Here is a 16,986-nt window from a genome sequence, read left to right as displayed (position 1 = left end):
CTCACCTACTCTATCATTTCATCCGCATCGCCTGTTTGAACAAGACCTTGTTCTGCAAGTTTTTGCACCACTTCAACAACCTTTCTTTGTGCATCTTCAACATCTTTAACACGCACAGCACCCAAAAAACCCATTTCTTCAAGAAAAGCTTCGCTTGCACGCGTAGACATATTGGCTAAGAATTTTTGCTTTAACTCTTCACTTGCACCTTTTAAACCTATCATTAAATCACGCTTATCAGCTACTTTTAAAATTTCTCTTATAGCTTGAGTGCTAAGTTTTTGTATATCATCGAAAGTAAACATAAGCTCTTTAATAGTCTCTGCTAAGCGTTCATCACTTTGTTCAATATAAGTAATGGTTGATTTGCTTGCTTTTTGACCCAAACGATTAAGCACTTCTGCTACCGCTCTTGGGCCGCCCACTTCAACCTTATAAGAGGTAAGACTTTCAAGCTTGCTTTCTAGCACTGCAGAAACTCTTTTAATAATACTTGGAGAAATATCGCCAAGATTTGCCATTCTTATAACCACCTCAGCCCTTAATTCATCACTAAAATACTCTAAAGTTTCTGCCGCATGAATAGAATCCATGTGTGCCAAAATAAGAGCGATGGTTTGTGGGTGCTCTTTGGTAATAAAGTCTGCAAGTTGCTGTGGTTTAATTTGCGCCAAATAAGCAAAATTTTGATTATTCTCCATACTTTTAGTGAGTTTTTCAAGAATTTTATTTGCAATCTCTGGCCCAAAAGTACGAAAAAGTATTTCTTTAGCATATTCCAAACCACCACTTTTAATATATTGATTTGATTGAAGCAGAGTGTAAAATTCTTCTAAAACTGCAGTAGCTACGGATCTATCAACATTTTTAGCCATAGCAATATAACGTGAAATTTCTGTAATTACATCAATTTCCATATGTGAAAACACAGAAGTTGTTGCATCTTCGCCAAGTTGTATAAGAAATATCGCTACCTTCTCAGGCATCGATAAATCATCATAGACCATTTTTTGTTCTTCACTTAGCTTTATCATCACATATCCTTTTCGCCAAATTCACTATCATTTTGAATTAAGTTTTGTAAAAGTGCTGCAATTTCCTCGCCTTTATCACTTACTAAACCACGCAATTTTTCAAGTAAAACCTCATATTGAATAGAATCTTCATTAAAATTATCCCCAAAACCAAGTTGTTCTTCAACTTTTTTCCTTGCTGCATTAAATTTCTCCAAAGCATCTTCAGCATCATCTAAAACAGCATTTGGACCTTGCTGCATTTCTTCTTGCGCTGCGACATCTTCAAGCATTTTTTGAGTAAATGGAGCAATGACTTTTTTGTAAAAAATAAAAAGTAAAATCGCTGCAATAAAATACTTAACTGGTGGAATAAATGGCTCAACAAAACGATTGTAAAAAGTTTTAACTTTACTCTCAACTCTAATCGACTCACGATGAAATGGTAAATTTTGCACTACAACACTATCGCCTCTAGTAGCGCTAAAATTAATAGTATTTTTAACTATACTCTCAACACTTGCAAGCTCTTCTTTAGTCAATGGAACATATTCGCTTTTCACATCCCCATTTTCATCAACCACATCTTGATATTTTCCATCTATAGTGACAGCTGCTGAAGTGCGTAAAACTGTTGCAAATTGTTTTTTGGTATTTGTAATAGTTTTAGAAAGTTCATTATTTGTAGTAACTTGATTTTTTTTATAAGTGTCAATTTGACCTTTATTGTCAAGTCCTTCAACAGGACCTATATTAGAAACAGCACCTGGAACACCTTGAATTTCTGGATCTTTTCTACCTGTTCTTTCCTCGTTTAAAGTTTGCTCACTACGCACTATAGGATTTGGATCATAAATTTCACTTTGAGATTCTTGCTTGGAAAAATCAAAATCTATATTTACACTCACTTTTACTTTATCCATACCACCTGCAAAAGGAGCTAAATTTTCTATAATCTTATCTTCTAAAGCTTTTTCTTGATCACTTTTAAATTTAATTTGCGCACGAACCAAGTCATCTTCATATGCTTCTTGCTCATCTAAAGGCACACCACTTTGATCACTAATCTTAACATTTTCTTTAGTAAGTTTTGGAACTGCCGCTGAAACAATATTTTTTATACCATCAATTTGTTTTCTAGTAAGCTTTAAGCCTTCGCGAACATTAACAACAACTGAAGCTGTAGGCGGAATTTGCCTTTCAGTAAAAACACTATCTTTAGGAAATGCTATGTGTACAACAGCGCTACGAATAGGTTCTAAAGTCTCAATAGTTCTTGCAAGTTCGCCTTCTATGGCTCTTTGGTATTTTACCCTTTGCTCTTCATTTGTAGCTCCAAAAGCTTGAGTATCAAAAGCTTCAAAACCCACGCGACTATCTTTTATAAGACCTTCGCTTGCAATAAACATTCTTTGACGATAAACCTGATCTTGTGGAACTAAAATTTTATTTTCACTTTCTAATTTATAGGGAATATTATTTTGTTCAAGTTTAGCTACAATTGCAGCAGAAGAACTTGGGCTTACATTTTCAACTAAAACTGCATATCCATTATTTGCATTACTACCACTTCCACGAAATAAAGCTAAAAAAACCAAAAACCCAACCACTACTACAATAGATGCAGCAATCACTATACGCTGCTTGCGAGTTAAATTTTGATAAAGTTGCCCAATTTGATGAAGCATATTTTTAAAATCCATTAATTCTCATCCCTTAGTTTAGCGAATTTTACATATTTTTATTTGATTTATCTATCTTAAAATCTTATCAAATTCTGTAAAAAATTTTTCATTTTCATAAGATGTTCCTATAGTAATGCGTATAGCATTTAAACCATAGCTTTTTAAATTTCTTATTATTATACCCTTTTTAAGCAATTTTTCAGACAAATCTGTACTATTTTTTTCATCAAAAAAATAAGTGATGAAATTTGTATAACTATCAATGATTTTGATATTATGTTTTTTGGCAAATTCTTTATAAAGCTGCATTTGAGAAAAATTATTTTCTAAAGTTTTTTTAGTAAATTCATCATCATCTATTGCTGCAACTGCTGCTTTTAAAGCAAGATTGCTCACATTAAAAGGAGCACGAAGCTTGTAAAATGCATTAATAATATTAGCATTAGCTATACCATAACCAATGCGTAAGCCTCCTAATCCATAAAGTTTAGAAAAAGTTCCCAAATAAAGTACATTGTCAAATTCTTTAATCAATTCACAAGGTTCTAAATGTTTTTTGCTATCTTTAAAACTTGCAAATTCATTATAAGCTGCATCAATCACAACTAAACAATCCTCATCCACACCTTTAATAAACTTGGTCACTTCACTTGCATCCAAACACTCGCCTAAAGGATTATTTGGTAAGCACAAGAAAATGAGTTTAATTTCATCTTTGTGTGCTTCATAAAGCTTTTTAAACTCATTTAAATCATGAGTAATGCTTTGAGTTTTATAACACTTTGCACCGCATTGTTTGGCATAAATTTCATACATAGCAAAGGTAACTCCAGCTTGTAAAAAAGCATTTTTAGAATTTAACTTAGCATGTATAGCAAATTCAATCACTTGATCACTACCTGCACCAATGATGATATTTTCATTTTGAACTTTGTATTTTTGAGCCAATGTGCTTTTAAGTTCTATCATACTATCATCAGGGTAAAGATGAGCTTTGTTTGCATTTTGTCTTAAGCATTCTATAGCTTTTGGTGGCGTACCAAAAGGATTTTCATTACTTGCTAATTTTATCACTTCTTTAACGCCATATTCTTTGGCAATAACTTCTATATCTTTTCCGGGTTCATAATTGCTTAAATGATTTAAAAATTCATTAAATTTCATCTTTTTCTCCTGATAAATAAGATCCAAGCCAAACAATCTCTTGTATATCTTTTAAAGCTTTTTTTACATTTTCATCATCAATATGCCCTTCAAAATCTATGTAAAAACTGTGTAAAAATTCTTTTGATTTTACAGGACGAGATTCAAGCTTAGTAAGATTGATATTTTCTTTTTTAAACTGCTCTAATAAAAAACTAAGCCCACCAGGTTTATGTGCTGTGTGTGCTAAAATAGAAGTTTTACAATTTGGCATTTTAGGATTTTTAATATCGCTTAAAATTAAAAATCTTGTTTTATTGGCTGCATTATCTTCTATTTTGTCAAAAAGCACAGGCACATTATAAAGCTTAGCCGCTATTTTAGAGCAAATTGCTGCCGCATATTTATCTTGCGAAGCTAAATAAGCCGCATTAGCTGTAGATTTTGAAGGAACAAATTCTATAGCACTAAGTTCATGACTTTCTAAAAATTTACGACATTGATTATAACCTTGCGGATGCGAATAAATGCGTTTGATTTCTTTTAAATTTTCATTAATCCCCACAAAAGAATGATGAATATCCATATAAATTTCACCAAAAATTTTAAGCTCATTATACTTACCTAGACAATCTAAAGTAATACCTACTGCACCTTCAGTATTATTTTCTATAGGCACAACACCGTATTTTGCTTCTTTGTTGCTTAACTCTTTAAAAACATCTTCGATATTAGCCAAGGCTATATAACGACTCATCGCACCAAAACGACTTCTTGCTGCTTGATGAGTATAAGTTCCCTCAGGCCCTAAATAAGCTATAGTTTGAGGCATTTCTAAATTTCTTGAAACCGCAAAAATTTCTTGATAGATTGCCTCTATGGCATTTTGATCCAAAAGTCCTAAATTGGCATTTTTTAAACGATTGATAATGGCTCTTTCACGCTCGGGACGATAAATAGTTCCCCCACTGCTTTGTTTAAGCTCGCCTATACTTTTAACATAAGTCATTCTTTCATTTAAAAGTTCTAAAATTTTATCATCAACCGTATCGATTTTATTTCTAAATTCTTCTAAATTTGGCATTTTAGCTCCTTTAAAAACTCAAAAACACTAGGATAAACTCCATCAAGCAAATCCGTATCAAGCCCTTTTGTGTCGCTTATCTTTCCGCTTAAAACCAGCAAGGTTTTCATGCCAAGTTCTTTTGCCTTAAGCAAGTCTCCTCTAAAATCATCACTAATGATTTTAATATCTTCAAAATCGATTTTTGAATTTTGTTTTCTTATCAAATTTAAAGCTTCTTTATAAAAAGCAATGCTAGGCTTACCCACAACCTCGTATTCAAAATCAATAGCATTTTTAAGCATAGCCATAATGCTACCTACACCAGGATAAGGCCTACCATCTTTTTTATAAATGCTAGTTTCGTGCATAGCTATAAACCTAACTTCTCTTCTAGCAAATTCTATCATACTAGCAAAATCTTTAAATTTAAAATCATCATAACTAGCTACAAGCACAGCACTAGGATTTACAAAATCGAGTTCAAAACCAAGATTTTCAAGACTTTTTACAAACTCATCTGCACCAAAAGCCGCAACTTTACAAGGTTTTAAAAGGTATTTTAAAACGCTAAAAGGATCAATATAAGCATTTTCTTTTATAGCCAATCCTTTTTGCTGTAATTTTTCTAAAAAATCAAGTTTTTTTGTATTGTTAGTAATGATAACATAAGGAAGATTTTTTGCATTTAAAAAATCGATCAATTCTTTAGCGCCATGGATTAAACTCTTATCATGATCAGAAATTAAAGTCCCTTGAACATCTAAAAAAAACATTTTAAGCCTTTAAAAATTTCTCTTCTAAAGCGATTTGATTTTCAAAATTTTCTCTTTGACGGATCAATCTTACCTGTCCTTCTTCAAGGGCTAATTCGCAAACTTTATTACGAGTATTGTAGTTACTACTCATACTAAAACCATAAGCTCCAGTATTTTTAATAACCATTATATCGCCACTTTGAGTGCTAGGTAAAGACCTTGCTTTAGCAAAAAAGTCTCCACTCTCACAAATTCCACCTACAACATCACATAAACTCTCTTGAGCTTGATTATAAGGTAAGATTATTTCATGATAAGCCTCGTATAAACTTGGGCGTATAAGATCATTCATCGCTCCATCTACTACAACAAAACGCTTGGTTTTATTTTGTTTTTCATAAAGTACTGAACAAACAAATTCTCCACTTTTAGCAACTAAATACCTTCCAGGCTCCATTCCTATGGTTAAATCAAGCCCATGAAGTTGTGCTAATATACCTTGTGCATAATTATAAAGATCAGGTTCGCACTCATCTTTTTCATAAGCCACACCCAAGCCACCGCCTATATCAAAAAATTTAAGATCGATTTGCAAGGCTTTTAACTCTCTTACAAGTTTTGCAACAATGCCTGCTGCTTCATGAATAGGAGAAATATCTAAAAGTTGCGAACCTATATGAAAATGCACTCCAACAGGCTCTAAAAAAGATGAATTTTTTGCATAAAGATACATTTTTCTTGCTATATCAATTTCAACACCAAATTTATTTTCATTTAATCCTGTAGAAATATAAGGATGAGTTTTTGCATCAACATTTGGATTAACACGAATACTGATTCTTGCCTTTAGATTAAGTTCTTTAGCCACACTTTCTAAAAGCATCATTTCAGCTTCGCTTTCAAGGTTAATATATAAAATATCATATTCTAAAGCTTGTCTTAACTCTTCTTTGGTTTTTCCTACTCCACTAAAAATAATCTTATAAGCTTTTGCTCCTGCTTTTAAGGCACGCTTTACCTCGCCTATACTTACACAATCAAATCCACTATCTAAATTTGCAAGCATTTGCAACAAACTTAAATTTGAATTGGCTTTTACAGCGTAAAAAATTTGAGATTTTCTAGCCTTAAAAGCCTCTTTGAGATTTAAAAAACGCTCTTTTATGAAATCAAAATTGTAAATATAAAAAGGAGTATTAAATTCTTGCTTTAATTGTTTATAATCCATATTTAACCTTTAATTTTTATAATTTTACTACACAAAGCTTAATTTATCGATGCTTATAATACATATAAGCACTTAAACAACCCAAAATTATAATAGGCACTACAATGCCAATTTCACTTGCAATCACACTATTTTCGCTTAATCTAGTAAGCAAAAACAAGACTCCCCAAATCATCAAAGTCACTACAAAAGCTATAAAAGTTACAAAAGCAAGATTAAAAAATCTTGCTATTACAGGAAAAAAATAATACATAATAAGCATTAAAAATGGTGCAAAAAAAGGAGTAAAAACAAATTTATAAAGATTGATTTTAAGAGCATCTGTATTGACATTTTGCGCCTTAAAAAGCTCAAAACTTTCAAGTGCGTCAGATATTGAATAATCACTATTACTAGCAACCCCTTCTATAATCTTTGGTTTAAAACCCTCAAGTGATTTAAGCTCGGAGAAATCTTGTATCTTTAAACCATCATTAGCAAGTTCATAATTTTTAGGTAATAATGTAATATTACCATCTCGCAAAATCCAACTTTCACCTTCAAAATGGGCATTTTTAGCACTTACAAAAGAGCTTAAATTTAAATCATTAATATTAAAAATTTTTATATTTTGAGCACTATTTTGTCCATTGTTTATCTTTGAAATATAAACAAAATTATTGTTAAATTTCAAAAACACTTCTCCACTTTGATTCATAATAGTGCCATTTTTTAAAATATTTCTCTTATAATCATTTGCATAAGCAAAAGAAGTAAAATTCAATCCTATATAAATACAACAAAAAAATAAAGCCCATAAAAAAGGAAATAAAATAACATAATTTCTGCCCAGTCCTAACGCATAAAGACTTACAAATTCATTTGCTCTGATCATAGAAATCAAAGAAACTACCAAGGCAAAAATCAAAGAAATGGGTAATACATAAGGCACTGCCGAGAAAGATAAAAACATAACATAAAGCAAATCAAGATTTGCGGCTTTTGGTAGATCTTTAAAATTTAAGAGCAAATCAATACCGCAATAAAAACCAAGTAAAGAAAAAAATATAATAAAAAAATTTTTTAGATAAATCCCTGAAATAAAACGAAAAAATATCCACATCTTAAGCCTTTAGGCTGTATTTGGATGATATAGCAGACAAATCATCATTTTCAATAAGCTCAAGCAAAGCTTTTTTTGTACGCTCTAAAACTTTGCTTAAAGTTATTTCTTCTTCAGCTTTAAACTTGCCCAAAACATGGGAAATCACATTTTCACCCTTTCCCACTCCTATACGCACTCTTTCATAATCATTTCCACATAAAGTATCTATGCTTTTAAGCCCATTATGTCCACCACTTGAACCGCCTTTTTTAAAGCGCAAGGCTCCTAAATTTATATCTATATCATCATGGATAACTATCATTCTTTCGCATTTATAAAAATCATTCACTGCTTTTACACTAAGTCCTGAATTATTCATATAAGTGCTAGGTTTAAGAAGAAGTAAAGAAGAACCTATTTTAAAAAGTTCTCCTTTAAATTTAGAGTTTGTAAGATTTGTAAAATTGCTTTCTTTTAAAAGCAAGTCAATTAGCATAAAACCGACATTATGACGGGTATTTTCATACTCTACGCCTATATTGCCAAGCCCTACGACTAAAATCATCTAGCTTTTTCTACACCTACAACCGCTACTCTATCAGCATCAATCATAGTTACTCCCGCAGGAACTACAATATCACGAACAAGCAAAGCATCACCCACATCAAGCTTACTTACATCAAGTTCGAAGAAATTTGGCAAATTTTCAGCTGCACATTTTACTTTTAATCTTCTTTTTGATTGGATTAAAACACCTTTATTTTTAAGACCTATAGCTGTTCCTGTGATTTTAACTGGAACCATGTATTTAGAAATCACACCTTTTTGTGCAACTTTTAAATCCACATGTTTAAGTTCTGCAGTTACAGGATCTTTTTGATAATCCACAACTACAACGCTTAAAGTTTGAGAACCTACTTTTACATCAAAAATTAAAGTGGTTTTTTTACGAACTTCTTTAATGAAGTCATTAACTTTAAAAGCGGCATTGATATTTTCTAATCCTTTTCCATAGATGTTTGCGATTAGATAACCATCTCTTTTTAAAGCTTTAGCCGCTTTTCTACCGATACTCTCTCTAACGATACCTTCTAACATCTTTTGTCCTTTCTTAAAAAATGAGCTTTGATTATATCTAATTTTGGCTTATGGAAAAGTAAATTTATAGCTTCTTTAATTTCTTTAAGATATAATTTGTTTTATAAATTATGTTAATTTAAGGCTTCGTGTGAATGAAAAATTCAATATCAATATAGCTTGGTTTTTAATAATCTTAGGTGGGATTATAGAATGCTTTTGGGTAAGCGGACTTAAATATTCTACAGAAATTTGGCATTATATTTTAACAGCCATTGGAGTTTGTATTTCTTTTACTTGCTTTTTAAAAGCTTGTGAAAGACTTGAAGTAAGTATTACTTATAGTGTTTTTGTAGGCATTGGCACTGTTGGGGTGGTTTTAAATGAAATGTTTATTTTTAACGAGGCTGTTTCTATAGTTAAACTTGTGCTTATAGCGATTTTACTTTTAAGCATTATAGCCCTTAAATGGGTAAGCAAGGAAGCTTAAACATGGAATGGTTTTATTTGTTTTTAGCTACTACTTGTGAAATTTTTGGCGTGGCGATCATGAAAGAACTTGTAAATACTAAAAATAAGCTTTATCTTTTGGCTTTGATAGTGTGCTTTGGGTTTTCTTTTACTTTTTTAAGCTTAAGTATGCAAAATATCGCTATGAGTGTTGCTTATGCTATATGGACAGGAGCTGGAACCGCTGGTGGGGTAATGATAGAAGTGCTTTTTTATAAAGAAAGTAAAAGTTTTTTAAAACTTTTTTTAATCGCTGTGATTATTGCTTGTACAGTGGGTTTAAAATTTCTTTCTTGAGGATTTTTTGTGCAAATTTATGTAAGTGGAATACATACTGATGTAGGAAAAACACATTTTAGTGCAGCTTTTTGTGCGAATTTTAACTATGATTATTTTAAACTCATTCAAGCAGGAAGTCCAACAGATAGCGAGTTTATTGCAAAATTTAGTCCAAAAACAAAGATTTTTAAAGAAGGTATTTTTTTGCAAACTCCAGCTTCTCCTCATCTTGGAAAAATCAAAGAAAAGCTTGATTATAAAGCCTTAGATATCATTTTACCAAAAAGTGAGAACCTACTTATTGAGCTTGCGGGTGGGCTTTTTTCTCCTATGGATGAAAATTACACTATGATTGATTTTATGGCTTTAAATAAAAGGGCAAGTATTTTAGTAGCAAAATACTATCTTGGAAGCATTAATCATATTTTGCTTAGTATTGAAGCTTTAGAGCAAAGAAATATTAATCTTTTAGCCCTTGTGATGATGGGCAAAAAAGATACCTTTCAAGATGATTTTATAAAAAATTATGCAAAAATTCCCATAATTAATCTTGATTTTTTTGATGAAAATAGCATTTTAAATCAAGATTTTAAAGAGCAAATGCAAGAAATTTTGCAACTTAAAATTCCTTAAAAATTTGTTCTAAACTCTCTACTACATAAACGATTTGTTCTTTTGTGATGATGTAAGGAGGCATAAAATAAATCGTATTTGCTAAAGGTCTTAAAAGCAAACCTTTTTCTAAGGCTTTTTGAAATACAAAAAGTCCCACGCGTTCGTGTTTATGGCTTAAAATATCAAAAGCACTGATCATTCCGCAAGTTCTAAAATTTCCTAAAAAATCAAATTTTTTAAGTTTTGAAAATTCTTGCTGGATAAAGGTGCTTAAAATTTGATTTTTTTCTAAAATATTTTCATTTTCAAAGATATCTAAAACCGCATTAGCTGCTGCACAAGCTAGAGTGTTTCCTGTATAACTATGAGAGTGTAAAAAGGCTTTTTGCTCACTATAGGGTGCATAAAAGACATTATAAATTTCATCCTTTGTAAGCACTACAGAAAGGGGCATAAATCCTCCTGTAATTCCCTTTGAAAGACAGATAAAATCGGGGCTTTGTTTGCATTGATGCAAGGCAAACAAAGTGCCTGTGCGTCCAAAACCTACCGCAATTTCATCAAAAATCACTTGCACATTAAAATCATGGCAAAGCTTTATTGCTTCATCGATAAAGCTAGCTTCATACATGTGCATATTTCCCGCGCATTGGACTAAAGGCTCAAGTATAAAAGCGCAAATTTCACTCGAGTGTTTTTCTAAAATATCTTTTAAAATTTCAAGCTCTTTAGTATAGTCTTTACCTTGTGGCACAGGAGTGCTTAAACACTCTAAAAGCAAGGCTTTGTAAGTATCTTTATAAAGCGCAACATCGCCCACACTTAAAGCCCCTAAGGTTTCGCCATGATAGGAATTGCTTAAAGATAAAAATTTATTTTTTTTCAAACCTTTATTTAAATGATAATGAAAACTCATTTTAAGTGCTACTTCAATGGCACTTGATCCATTATCCGCATAAAAACATTTATTAAAATCATGCCCCACTTTTTCACAAAGTCTAGCCGAAAATTTGATGATAGGCTCATGTGTAAAACCTGCTAAAATCACATGCTCAAGCTCATCAACTTGTTTTTTGATGGCATTTGCGATTTTTTCATTACAATGACCAAAAAGATTTACCCACCAAGAACTCACACAATCCATATAAGCTTTATCATCAAAATCATAAAGCCATACGCCTTTTGCTTTTTTTATAGGGATTAAAGGTAAGGTTTCGTGATCTTTCATTTGTGTGCAAGGGTGCCAAATGTGTTTTAAATCGAGATTTTTTAAGATTTGATTTTGCATTATAACTTCTTTTTTAAAAATATTTTGGCAAAATAATACTTTAAATTTTTAAATTTACAGGAAAAAAATGAAGCTTGAAAAAATTTTGCAAGATCTAGAGCAAAATCACAATCTAAGAACTCTAACACCTTTAAAACATGAAAATAAATTTGTTTATAAGCAAGATCAAAAACTTTTAAATTTAGCAGGAAATGATTATCTTTATTTGGCGTCTTCTAAAGAGTTAAAAGCTGAGTTTTTAAACACCCTAAAAGAACAAGATTTGTTTTTTTCAAGTTCGAGTTCAAGAAGTTTGAGTGGAAATTTTGAAATTTATGAAGAATTAGAAAGTTTTTTAAAGACTAAATTTAAAGATAAGGAAATTTTACATTTTAATAGTGGCTATCATTTAAATATCTCTTGTATAGCAGCACTTTCTAGCGTTTCTAAGACGCTTTTTTTAGCCGATAAATTTATTCATGCAAGTATGATTGATGGCTTAAGACTTAGCGGGGCTGATTTTTTTCGTTTTCATCACAAAAATATGAATCATTTAGAGAGTTTGATCCAAAAACATTATGAAAATTATGAAAATATCATCATTTTAAGTGAAGCTTTGTTTAGTATGGATGGAGATTTTAGCGATTTTAAAATTTTGTGTGAGCTTAAAAAGCGTTATGATAAAATCAAGCTTTATATAGATGAAGCACACAGCGTGGGTTGTTTTGATGAGGAGGGTTTGGGGTTTGTTAAAAAATTAGCCTTAGAAAATGAAGTGGATTTTTTGGTTTTTACCTTTGGTAAAGCCATTGCTTCCATGGGTGCTTGTATAATATGTGATGAAAAATATAAGAAATTTTTCATCAACAAGGCTAGAGCTTTTATTTATTCTACAGCCTTGCCACCTATTAATGTAGCTTGGACGCAATTTATTTTTAAAAAAATGCCTTATTTTAAGAAAGAAAGAGAAAAATTAGAACTTTTAAGCACTTTTTTTAAAAGTAAATTGCAAGAAAAAAATCACACTGTTTTAGGTGATGCTTATATCATTTGCTTGCTTTTAGGTGAAAATAAAAAAGCCTTAGAAATTTCACAAAAACTTCAAAAAGCTGGATTTTTTGCTCCTGCGATCAAAGAACCTACCGTGCCAAAGAATACAGCTAGAATTCGTTTTTCTTTGCACGCAGGACTTAATACAGAAGAACTTGAAAGGATAATAGAGCTTTTATGAAATATGAATTTTTATGCAAAAATCCTGATTCAAAAAAACTTATAGTGGTATTTGGAGGGTTTGCTTCACATCCTAGTCATTTTTCGCATTTAAAAAGCGATAAAAATATGATTTTATTTTATAATTATGAAAATTTTGATTTAAATTTTGATTTCAAAGCTTTTGATGAACTTTTTTTAATCGCTTTTTCTATGGGGGTTTGTGTGGCAAATAAAGTTTTAAAAGAGCTTAATTTTAAACAAAAAATAGCCATAAATGGCACAAATTTAGGCATAGATAAATCAAAAGGAATTCATCCTGCAATTTTTAAAAAAACCCTGCAAAATTTTAAATTAGAACATTTTAAAAAGGCTTTATTTAAAGAACGCAAAAGCTTAGCCAAAGATTTTATTTTTAAAGATGAAAAAGCTTTGAAAATAGAGCTTGAAAAACTTTTTGACTTTGCTTTAATAAAACAAGAAGAAAATTTGCTTTGGGATAAGGTTTATTCAAGTAAAGAAGATGAAATTTTTCCGCCAAATGCCTTGAAAAATAGTTTTAAAAATTTGATTTTTTTAGATGAACCGCATTTTGCTTTTTTTCATTTTAAAACTTGGGATGAGCTTTGAATTTTTTAAAAGCAAAAGATTATGAAAAACATGCAAAAGTGCAAGATTTCATGGGTTTAAAACTTTGTGAAATTTTAAAAGATTTAAAAATTTCACATTTTGAAAAAGTGTTTGAATTTGGTTGTGGCAGGGGTGAATTGAGCAAAAAACTTCAAAATTTCATTACTTTTGATGAGTATTTAAAAAACGATATTTTAGATTTTGAAGAAAATTCTAATATTTTAATTTTTGATATGAATGAAATTGCAAAACAGGATTTAAGTAAAGAGAAATTTGATCTTATCGTTTCAAATGCAACTTTGCAATGGCTTGATTTAAAACGCATTTTACCAAGTCTTAGGGATATGCTAAATCAAAATGGAATTTTACTTCTTTCTACTTTTGCAGAACAAAATTTAAAAGAAATCAAACAAAGCACAGGTTTTGGTTTAAATTATTTTAGCTTAAATGAATTAGAGCAAATTTTTAAAGTCTATTTTAATGAAGTAAAAATTACTCAAGAACTCATAAAATTAAGCTTTGATAATGCTTTAGATGTTTTTAGACATTTAAAATTAAGCGGGGTAAATTCTTTAGGTTTTTATCCTTTAAATAAAAGCTTTTTAAAAGAATTTGAAGAAAAATTTCAAAACAAACTCACTTATCATCCTGTATTTATTTTATGCAAAAATGATATAAAATGAATTTTTTGTGTTATAATCCAAAAATTAAATTTTTACACAAGGAAAACTAAATGAAAAAGTTTATAGTATTTTTTGGGATTTTGTTTTTTGTTTCGTGTTTAAATGCACAAAATTTAAGTATTTTTGTAGCTTCTTCAGCTTCAAAGGCGATGAGTGAAGTTAAAGATGAGTTTTTGAAAACACATCCAGAAGATAAAATAGAATTGGTTTTTGGTGCTTCTGGAAAATATTATGAGCTTTTAAAACAAGGAAGAGAATTTGGTCTCTTTTTTTCAGCCGATACTAAATATGCTAAGGCTATTTATGATGATAAAAATGCCTTAATAAAGCCAAAAATTTATGTTTTAGGAGTTTTGGCTTTGTATAGTCTGGATGAAAATTTACTCCAAGGAGGCATTGAAAATTTAAAAGAAAAGGCAGGTAAAATCACGCATCTAAGCATAGCCAATCCTAAAGTAGCTCCTTATGGAGTAGCAGCTAAAGAAGTGCTTGAAAATTTGGGTTTAAATGAGCTTCTTAAGGATAAAATCGTTTTAGGCGAAAATATCTCAGTGCCTGTTTTACATGTAGATAGCAAAAATGCAGATATAGCTATAGTGGCTTATTCTTTAGTTTCTCCTATCAATCATCCTAAGGGTAAAACAAGTATTATTAATCCAAAGTATTTTAGCCCTTTAGAACAAAGTTATGTCATCACAAAATACGCTAAGGATAAAAAATTAGCCTTTGAATTTAGCGAATTTATTGGCTCTTCAAAAGCAAAAGAAATTTTTAAAAAATACGGATTTAGCACACCATGAACCTTATAAAAGGACAAATTTGCGAGCTTTTAAATCAAGAGGATATAGTTATTGTTAAAATACTTTCTAAAGAAGTGATTTTTAGTGTTTTAATGCTTGAATTAAAGTCTTTAGAAAATTTAAAAATTGGTGCGAGTGTAGAACTTCTTTTTAAAGAGCATGAGCTTTGTTTTAGCACAAGCAAAACTCTTTTAAGTGTTGAAAATTCTTTTTTAGCTAAAATTACAAAAATTAAAAAAGGCGAACTTTTGTATCAGGTATTTTTTGATTTTAAAGGTAATGAACTTTCTAGTATTATCACCAAAGAAAAAGCTTTAGAACTTGAAATTTGTGAAAATCAAGAATGGCTTTGTTTTGTAAAAGCAAATGATATTGTATTAAGGAGTCATAGTGCTTGATCCAGCTTTTTTACAAACCCTTTATCTTACTTTTAAACTTGCTTTTATCACGACTTTTATCCTTTTTTTTATCGGTGTATTTTTAGCTTATTTGTTAAGTTTTGTGCGTTTTCCTTTTAAAACAATCCTTCAAAGCTTTATTTCCTTGCCTTTGATTTTACCTCCTAGTGTTTTGGGATTTTATTTGCTTGTAACTTTTTCGGCTAATAGTTTTTTAGGGCAAGTTTTAAAAGAATATTTTAATCTTTCTTTGGTTTTTACTTTTGAAGGTCTTGTTTTTGCTTCTTTGATTTTTTCTTTGCCTTTTATGGTAAATCCTTTACAAAGTGCCTTTTCATCGATCAATCCAAATTTACTCGATGCTTCTTATAGTTTAGGTAAAAGTAAAATTTATACTCTTTTTAGAGTGATTTTACCTAATTCTAAAGCAGGAATTTTTAGTGCTTGTGCGATGAGTTTTGCCCATACTGTGGGTGAATTTGGAGTCGTGATGATGATAGGAGGACATAAACAAGGTGAAACTTTAGTAGCTAGTATAGCTATTTATGATGAACTTGAAATCTTAAACTATAGCTTGGCACATCAATATGCTTTTATATTGTTTATTTTTTCTTTTTTAGTGCTTTTTAGTCTTTATTTTGTCAATAAAAAAATGAGTTTTCAATGATAAAAATTGATATCAATCATCCTATGAATACCGCCAAAGGAAGACTGGATTTAAATTTTAAAAAAGATATAGAATCAGGAAAAATTACTGCACTTTTTGGCGAAAGCGGAGCAGGAAAAACCACTCTTTTAAAAATCATAGCAGGACTTATAAAGCCTAAATTGGGGCGTATAGAAGTAGATAATGAACTTTGGTTTGATTCTTCAAAAAATTTTAGTTTAGCTTTGCAAAAAAGAAAAATTGGTTTTGTTTTTCAAGATTATGCGCTTTTTCCAAATATGAATGTAAAAGAAAACATCGCCTATGCCGCTAGTTCTAAGACAAAGGTTAGTGAGCTTTTAGCCTTAATGGATCTTGAAAATTTGGCTAAAATTTATCCTAAACATTTAAGCGGAGGACAAGCACAAAGAGTAGCTTTAGCAAGAGCTTTAGCAAGGGAGCCAAAAATTTTGCTTTTAGATGAGCCTTTGAGTGCTTTGGATTTTAAAATGCGTGCCAATTTACAAGATGAATTGGCTAAAATTTTAGAGTATTTTAAGATAAGTACTTTATTGGTAAGTCATGATTTGGCTGAAATTTATAAGTTAAGTCATAGAATTTTAGAGCTTAAAAATGGAAATATCATTAAGGATTTTCCTAAAAATGAATTTTTTACTCATTCAAGTATTAGTGCAAAATTGCGTTTGAGTGCAACTTTGCTAGAAATTAAAAAAAGTGATATTTTAGTCGTTTTAACCTTGCTTTTAAATCAAGATATTATTAAAATCACTCTTAGTGAAGAGGAATTTTTAAAAGCTTATCAAGATATAAAAATAGGCGATACTCTCATACTTTCAGTAAAAGCTTTTAATCCTTTAATTCTTAAATAACACATACT

At 30.5% G+C, this 16,986-nt stretch carries 20 protein-coding genes; 10 read left to right on the top strand and 10 right to left on the bottom strand.

Annotated features, from left to right (window positions below; all coding sequences use genetic code 11):
* Positions 1-5 precede the first annotated feature (5 nt).
* The 9 genes from fliG to SR63_RS02535 are packed head-to-tail and all read right to left on the bottom strand — an operon-like array spanning position 6 to position 9,072.
* On the bottom strand, positions 6-1,034 hold the full coding sequence (gene fliG, locus SR63_RS02575; RefSeq protein WP_002854670.1) for a flagellar motor switch protein FliG: 1,029 nt from the start codon (positions 1,032-1,034) through the stop codon (positions 6-8).
* On the bottom strand, positions 1,034-2,716 hold the full coding sequence (gene fliF / locus SR63_RS02570) for a flagellar basal-body MS-ring/collar protein FliF (RefSeq protein ID WP_002866662.1): 1,683 nt from the start codon (positions 2,714-2,716) through the stop codon (positions 1,034-1,036). The genes fliG and fliF overlap by 1 nt, the downstream gene beginning before the upstream one ends.
* A gap of 51 nt (positions 2,717-2,767) precedes the next feature.
* Positions 2,768-3,862, bottom strand: coding sequence for a histidinol-phosphate transaminase (gene hisC, locus SR63_RS02565; protein ID WP_012006641.1), 1,095 nt, complete (start codon positions 3,860-3,862; stop codon positions 2,768-2,770).
* Positions 3,852-4,925: a prephenate dehydratase gene (gene pheA, locus SR63_RS02560; RefSeq protein WP_002866665.1), complete on the bottom strand. Its 1,074-nt coding sequence runs from the start codon at positions 4,923-4,925 to the stop codon at positions 3,852-3,854. Before pheA ends, hisC begins: the two co-directional genes overlap by 11 nt.
* A complete protein-coding gene (locus tag SR63_RS02555; RefSeq protein ID WP_002866666.1) occupies positions 4,913-5,680 on the bottom strand; it encodes an HAD-IIA family hydrolase in 768 nt (255 codons plus the stop codon). Before SR63_RS02555 ends, pheA begins: the two co-directional genes overlap by 13 nt.
* A gap of 1 nt (position 5,681) precedes the next feature.
* Positions 5,682-6,890: a diaminopimelate decarboxylase gene (gene lysA, locus SR63_RS02550; RefSeq protein WP_002854538.1), complete on the bottom strand. Its 1,209-nt coding sequence runs from the start codon at positions 6,888-6,890 to the stop codon at positions 5,682-5,684.
* Positions 6,891-6,933: 43 nt separating this feature from the next.
* The gene (locus tag SR63_RS02545; protein ID WP_052793092.1) at positions 6,934-7,992 is read right to left on the bottom strand and encodes an LptF/LptG family permease; all 1,059 of its coding nucleotides are present in this window, start codon (positions 7,990-7,992) and stop codon (positions 6,934-6,936) included.
* 1 nt (position 7,993) lies between these two features.
* Positions 7,994-8,539, bottom strand: a complete 546-nt coding sequence (pth, locus tag SR63_RS02540; RefSeq protein ID WP_052793091.1) for an aminoacyl-tRNA hydrolase — start codon at positions 8,537-8,539, stop codon at positions 7,994-7,996.
* On the bottom strand, positions 8,536-9,072 hold the full coding sequence (locus tag SR63_RS02535; protein WP_002785352.1) for a 50S ribosomal protein L25/general stress protein Ctc: 537 nt from the start codon (positions 9,070-9,072) through the stop codon (positions 8,536-8,538). The genes pth and SR63_RS02535 overlap by 4 nt, the downstream gene beginning before the upstream one ends.
* A 130-nt stretch (positions 9,073-9,202) precedes the next feature.
* Here SR63_RS02535 and SR63_RS02530 point away from each other — a divergent pair, with 130 nt between their 5' ends.
* Genes SR63_RS02530 through SR63_RS02520 form a run of 3 tightly spaced genes read left to right on the top strand, consistent with a single transcriptional unit; the run spans position 9,203 to position 10,473 of the window.
* Positions 9,203-9,541 carry a DMT family transporter gene (locus SR63_RS02530; RefSeq protein ID WP_002892867.1) on the top strand — a complete coding sequence of 113 codons (339 nt, stop codon included), beginning with the start codon at positions 9,203-9,205 and terminating at the stop codon, positions 9,539-9,541.
* 2 nt (positions 9,542-9,543) lie between these two features.
* Entirely contained in the window at positions 9,544-9,858 is a 315-nt protein-coding gene (locus SR63_RS02525; RefSeq protein ID WP_063674905.1) for a DMT family transporter, read from the top strand.
* Positions 9,859-9,867: 9 nt separating this feature from the next.
* Positions 9,868-10,473, top strand: coding sequence for a dethiobiotin synthase (locus SR63_RS02520; protein ID WP_063674903.1), 606 nt, complete (start codon positions 9,868-9,870; stop codon positions 10,471-10,473).
* Here the strand turns inward: SR63_RS02520 and SR63_RS02515 are convergent.
* Positions 10,460-11,743: an adenosylmethionine--8-amino-7-oxononanoate transaminase gene (locus tag SR63_RS02515; protein WP_063674901.1), complete on the bottom strand. Its 1,284-nt coding sequence runs from the start codon at positions 11,741-11,743 to the stop codon at positions 10,460-10,462. The genes SR63_RS02520 and SR63_RS02515 overlap by 14 nt on opposite strands.
* Before the next feature lie 67 nt (positions 11,744-11,810).
* Between SR63_RS02515 and SR63_RS02510 the strand changes: the two genes are divergently transcribed.
* From SR63_RS02510 to SR63_RS02480, 7 genes are read left to right on the top strand one after another with little or no spacing between them, the layout of a single operon-like run.
* Positions 11,811-12,953, top strand: coding sequence for an aminotransferase class I/II-fold pyridoxal phosphate-dependent enzyme (locus SR63_RS02510; RefSeq protein ID WP_052834194.1), 1,143 nt, complete (start codon positions 11,811-11,813; stop codon positions 12,951-12,953).
* Entirely contained in the window at positions 12,950-13,561 is a 612-nt protein-coding gene (locus SR63_RS02505) for a pimeloyl-ACP methyl esterase BioG family protein (protein ID WP_147498348.1), read from the top strand. Before SR63_RS02510 ends, SR63_RS02505 begins: the two co-directional genes overlap by 4 nt.
* Entirely contained in the window at positions 13,558-14,244 is a 687-nt protein-coding gene (bioC, locus tag SR63_RS02500; RefSeq protein WP_147498347.1) for a malonyl-ACP O-methyltransferase BioC, read from the top strand. The genes SR63_RS02505 and bioC overlap by 4 nt, the downstream gene beginning before the upstream one ends.
* A 50-nt stretch (positions 14,245-14,294) precedes the next feature.
* Positions 14,295-15,044, top strand: coding sequence for a molybdate ABC transporter substrate-binding protein (modA, locus tag SR63_RS02495; protein WP_063674899.1), 750 nt, complete (start codon positions 14,295-14,297; stop codon positions 15,042-15,044).
* A complete protein-coding gene (locus tag SR63_RS02490) occupies positions 15,041-15,442 on the top strand; it encodes a molybdopterin-binding protein (RefSeq protein ID WP_052834190.1) in 402 nt (133 codons plus the stop codon). Before modA ends, SR63_RS02490 begins: the two co-directional genes overlap by 4 nt.
* Complete coding sequence (gene modB / locus SR63_RS02485; protein ID WP_044793916.1) at positions 15,435-16,109, top strand: molybdate ABC transporter permease subunit; 675 nt, start codon at positions 15,435-15,437, stop codon at positions 16,107-16,109. The genes SR63_RS02490 and modB overlap by 8 nt, the downstream gene beginning before the upstream one ends.
* Complete coding sequence (locus tag SR63_RS02480; protein ID WP_052834189.1) at positions 16,106-16,978, top strand: sulfate/molybdate ABC transporter ATP-binding protein; 873 nt, start codon at positions 16,106-16,108, stop codon at positions 16,976-16,978. Before modB ends, SR63_RS02480 begins: the two co-directional genes overlap by 4 nt.
* Positions 16,979-16,986 lie beyond the last annotated feature (8 nt).

The organism is Campylobacter sp. 2014D-0259, from assembly GCF_008000505.1.
Lineage (GTDB): Bacteria > Campylobacterota > Campylobacteria > Campylobacterales > Campylobacteraceae > Campylobacter_D > Campylobacter_D jejuni.
The sequence above is the reverse complement of the archived record's forward strand: the minus strand, read 5'-3'. Positions and strand labels throughout refer to the sequence as shown.

Coding starts and splice junctions, on each gene's coding strand:
- fliG (WP_002854670.1), bottom strand. CDS start 1,034: ATGATAAAGCTAAGTGAAGAACAAAAAATGGTCTATGATGATTTATCG.
- fliF (WP_002866662.1), bottom strand. CDS start 2,716: ATGGATTTTAAAAATATGCTTCATCAAATTGGGCAACTTTATCAAAAT.
- hisC (WP_012006641.1), bottom strand. CDS start 3,862: ATGAAATTTAATGAATTTTTAAATCATTTAAGCAATTATGAACCCGGA.
- pheA (WP_002866665.1), bottom strand. CDS start 4,925: ATGCCAAATTTAGAAGAATTTAGAAATAAAATCGATACGGTTGATGAT.
- SR63_RS02555 (WP_002866666.1), bottom strand. CDS start 5,680: ATGTTTTTTTTAGATGTTCAAGGGACTTTAATTTCTGATCATGATAAG.
- lysA (WP_002854538.1), bottom strand. CDS start 6,890: ATGGATTATAAACAATTAAAGCAAGAATTTAATACTCCTTTTTATATT.
- SR63_RS02545 (WP_052793092.1), bottom strand. CDS start 7,992: ATGTGGATATTTTTTCGTTTTATTTCAGGGATTTATCTAAAAAATTTT.
- pth (WP_052793091.1), bottom strand. CDS start 8,539: ATGATTTTAGTCGTAGGGCTTGGCAATATAGGCGTAGAGTATGAAAAT.
- SR63_RS02535 (WP_002785352.1), bottom strand. CDS start 9,072: ATGTTAGAAGGTATCGTTAGAGAGAGTATCGGTAGAAAAGCGGCTAAA.
- SR63_RS02525 (WP_063674905.1), top strand. CDS start 9,544: ATGGAATGGTTTTATTTGTTTTTAGCTACTACTTGTGAAATTTTTGGC.
- SR63_RS02515 (WP_063674901.1), bottom strand. CDS start 11,743: ATGCAAAATCAAATCTTAAAAAATCTCGATTTAAAACACATTTGGCAC.
- SR63_RS02510 (WP_052834194.1), top strand. CDS start 11,811: ATGAAGCTTGAAAAAATTTTGCAAGATCTAGAGCAAAATCACAATCTA.
- SR63_RS02505 (WP_147498348.1), top strand. CDS start 12,950: ATGAAATATGAATTTTTATGCAAAAATCCTGATTCAAAAAAACTTATA.
- modA (WP_063674899.1), top strand. CDS start 14,295: ATGAAAAAGTTTATAGTATTTTTTGGGATTTTGTTTTTTGTTTCGTGT.
- SR63_RS02490 (WP_052834190.1), top strand. CDS start 15,041: ATGAACCTTATAAAAGGACAAATTTGCGAGCTTTTAAATCAAGAGGAT.
- SR63_RS02480 (WP_052834189.1), top strand. CDS start 16,106: ATGATAAAAATTGATATCAATCATCCTATGAATACCGCCAAAGGAAGA.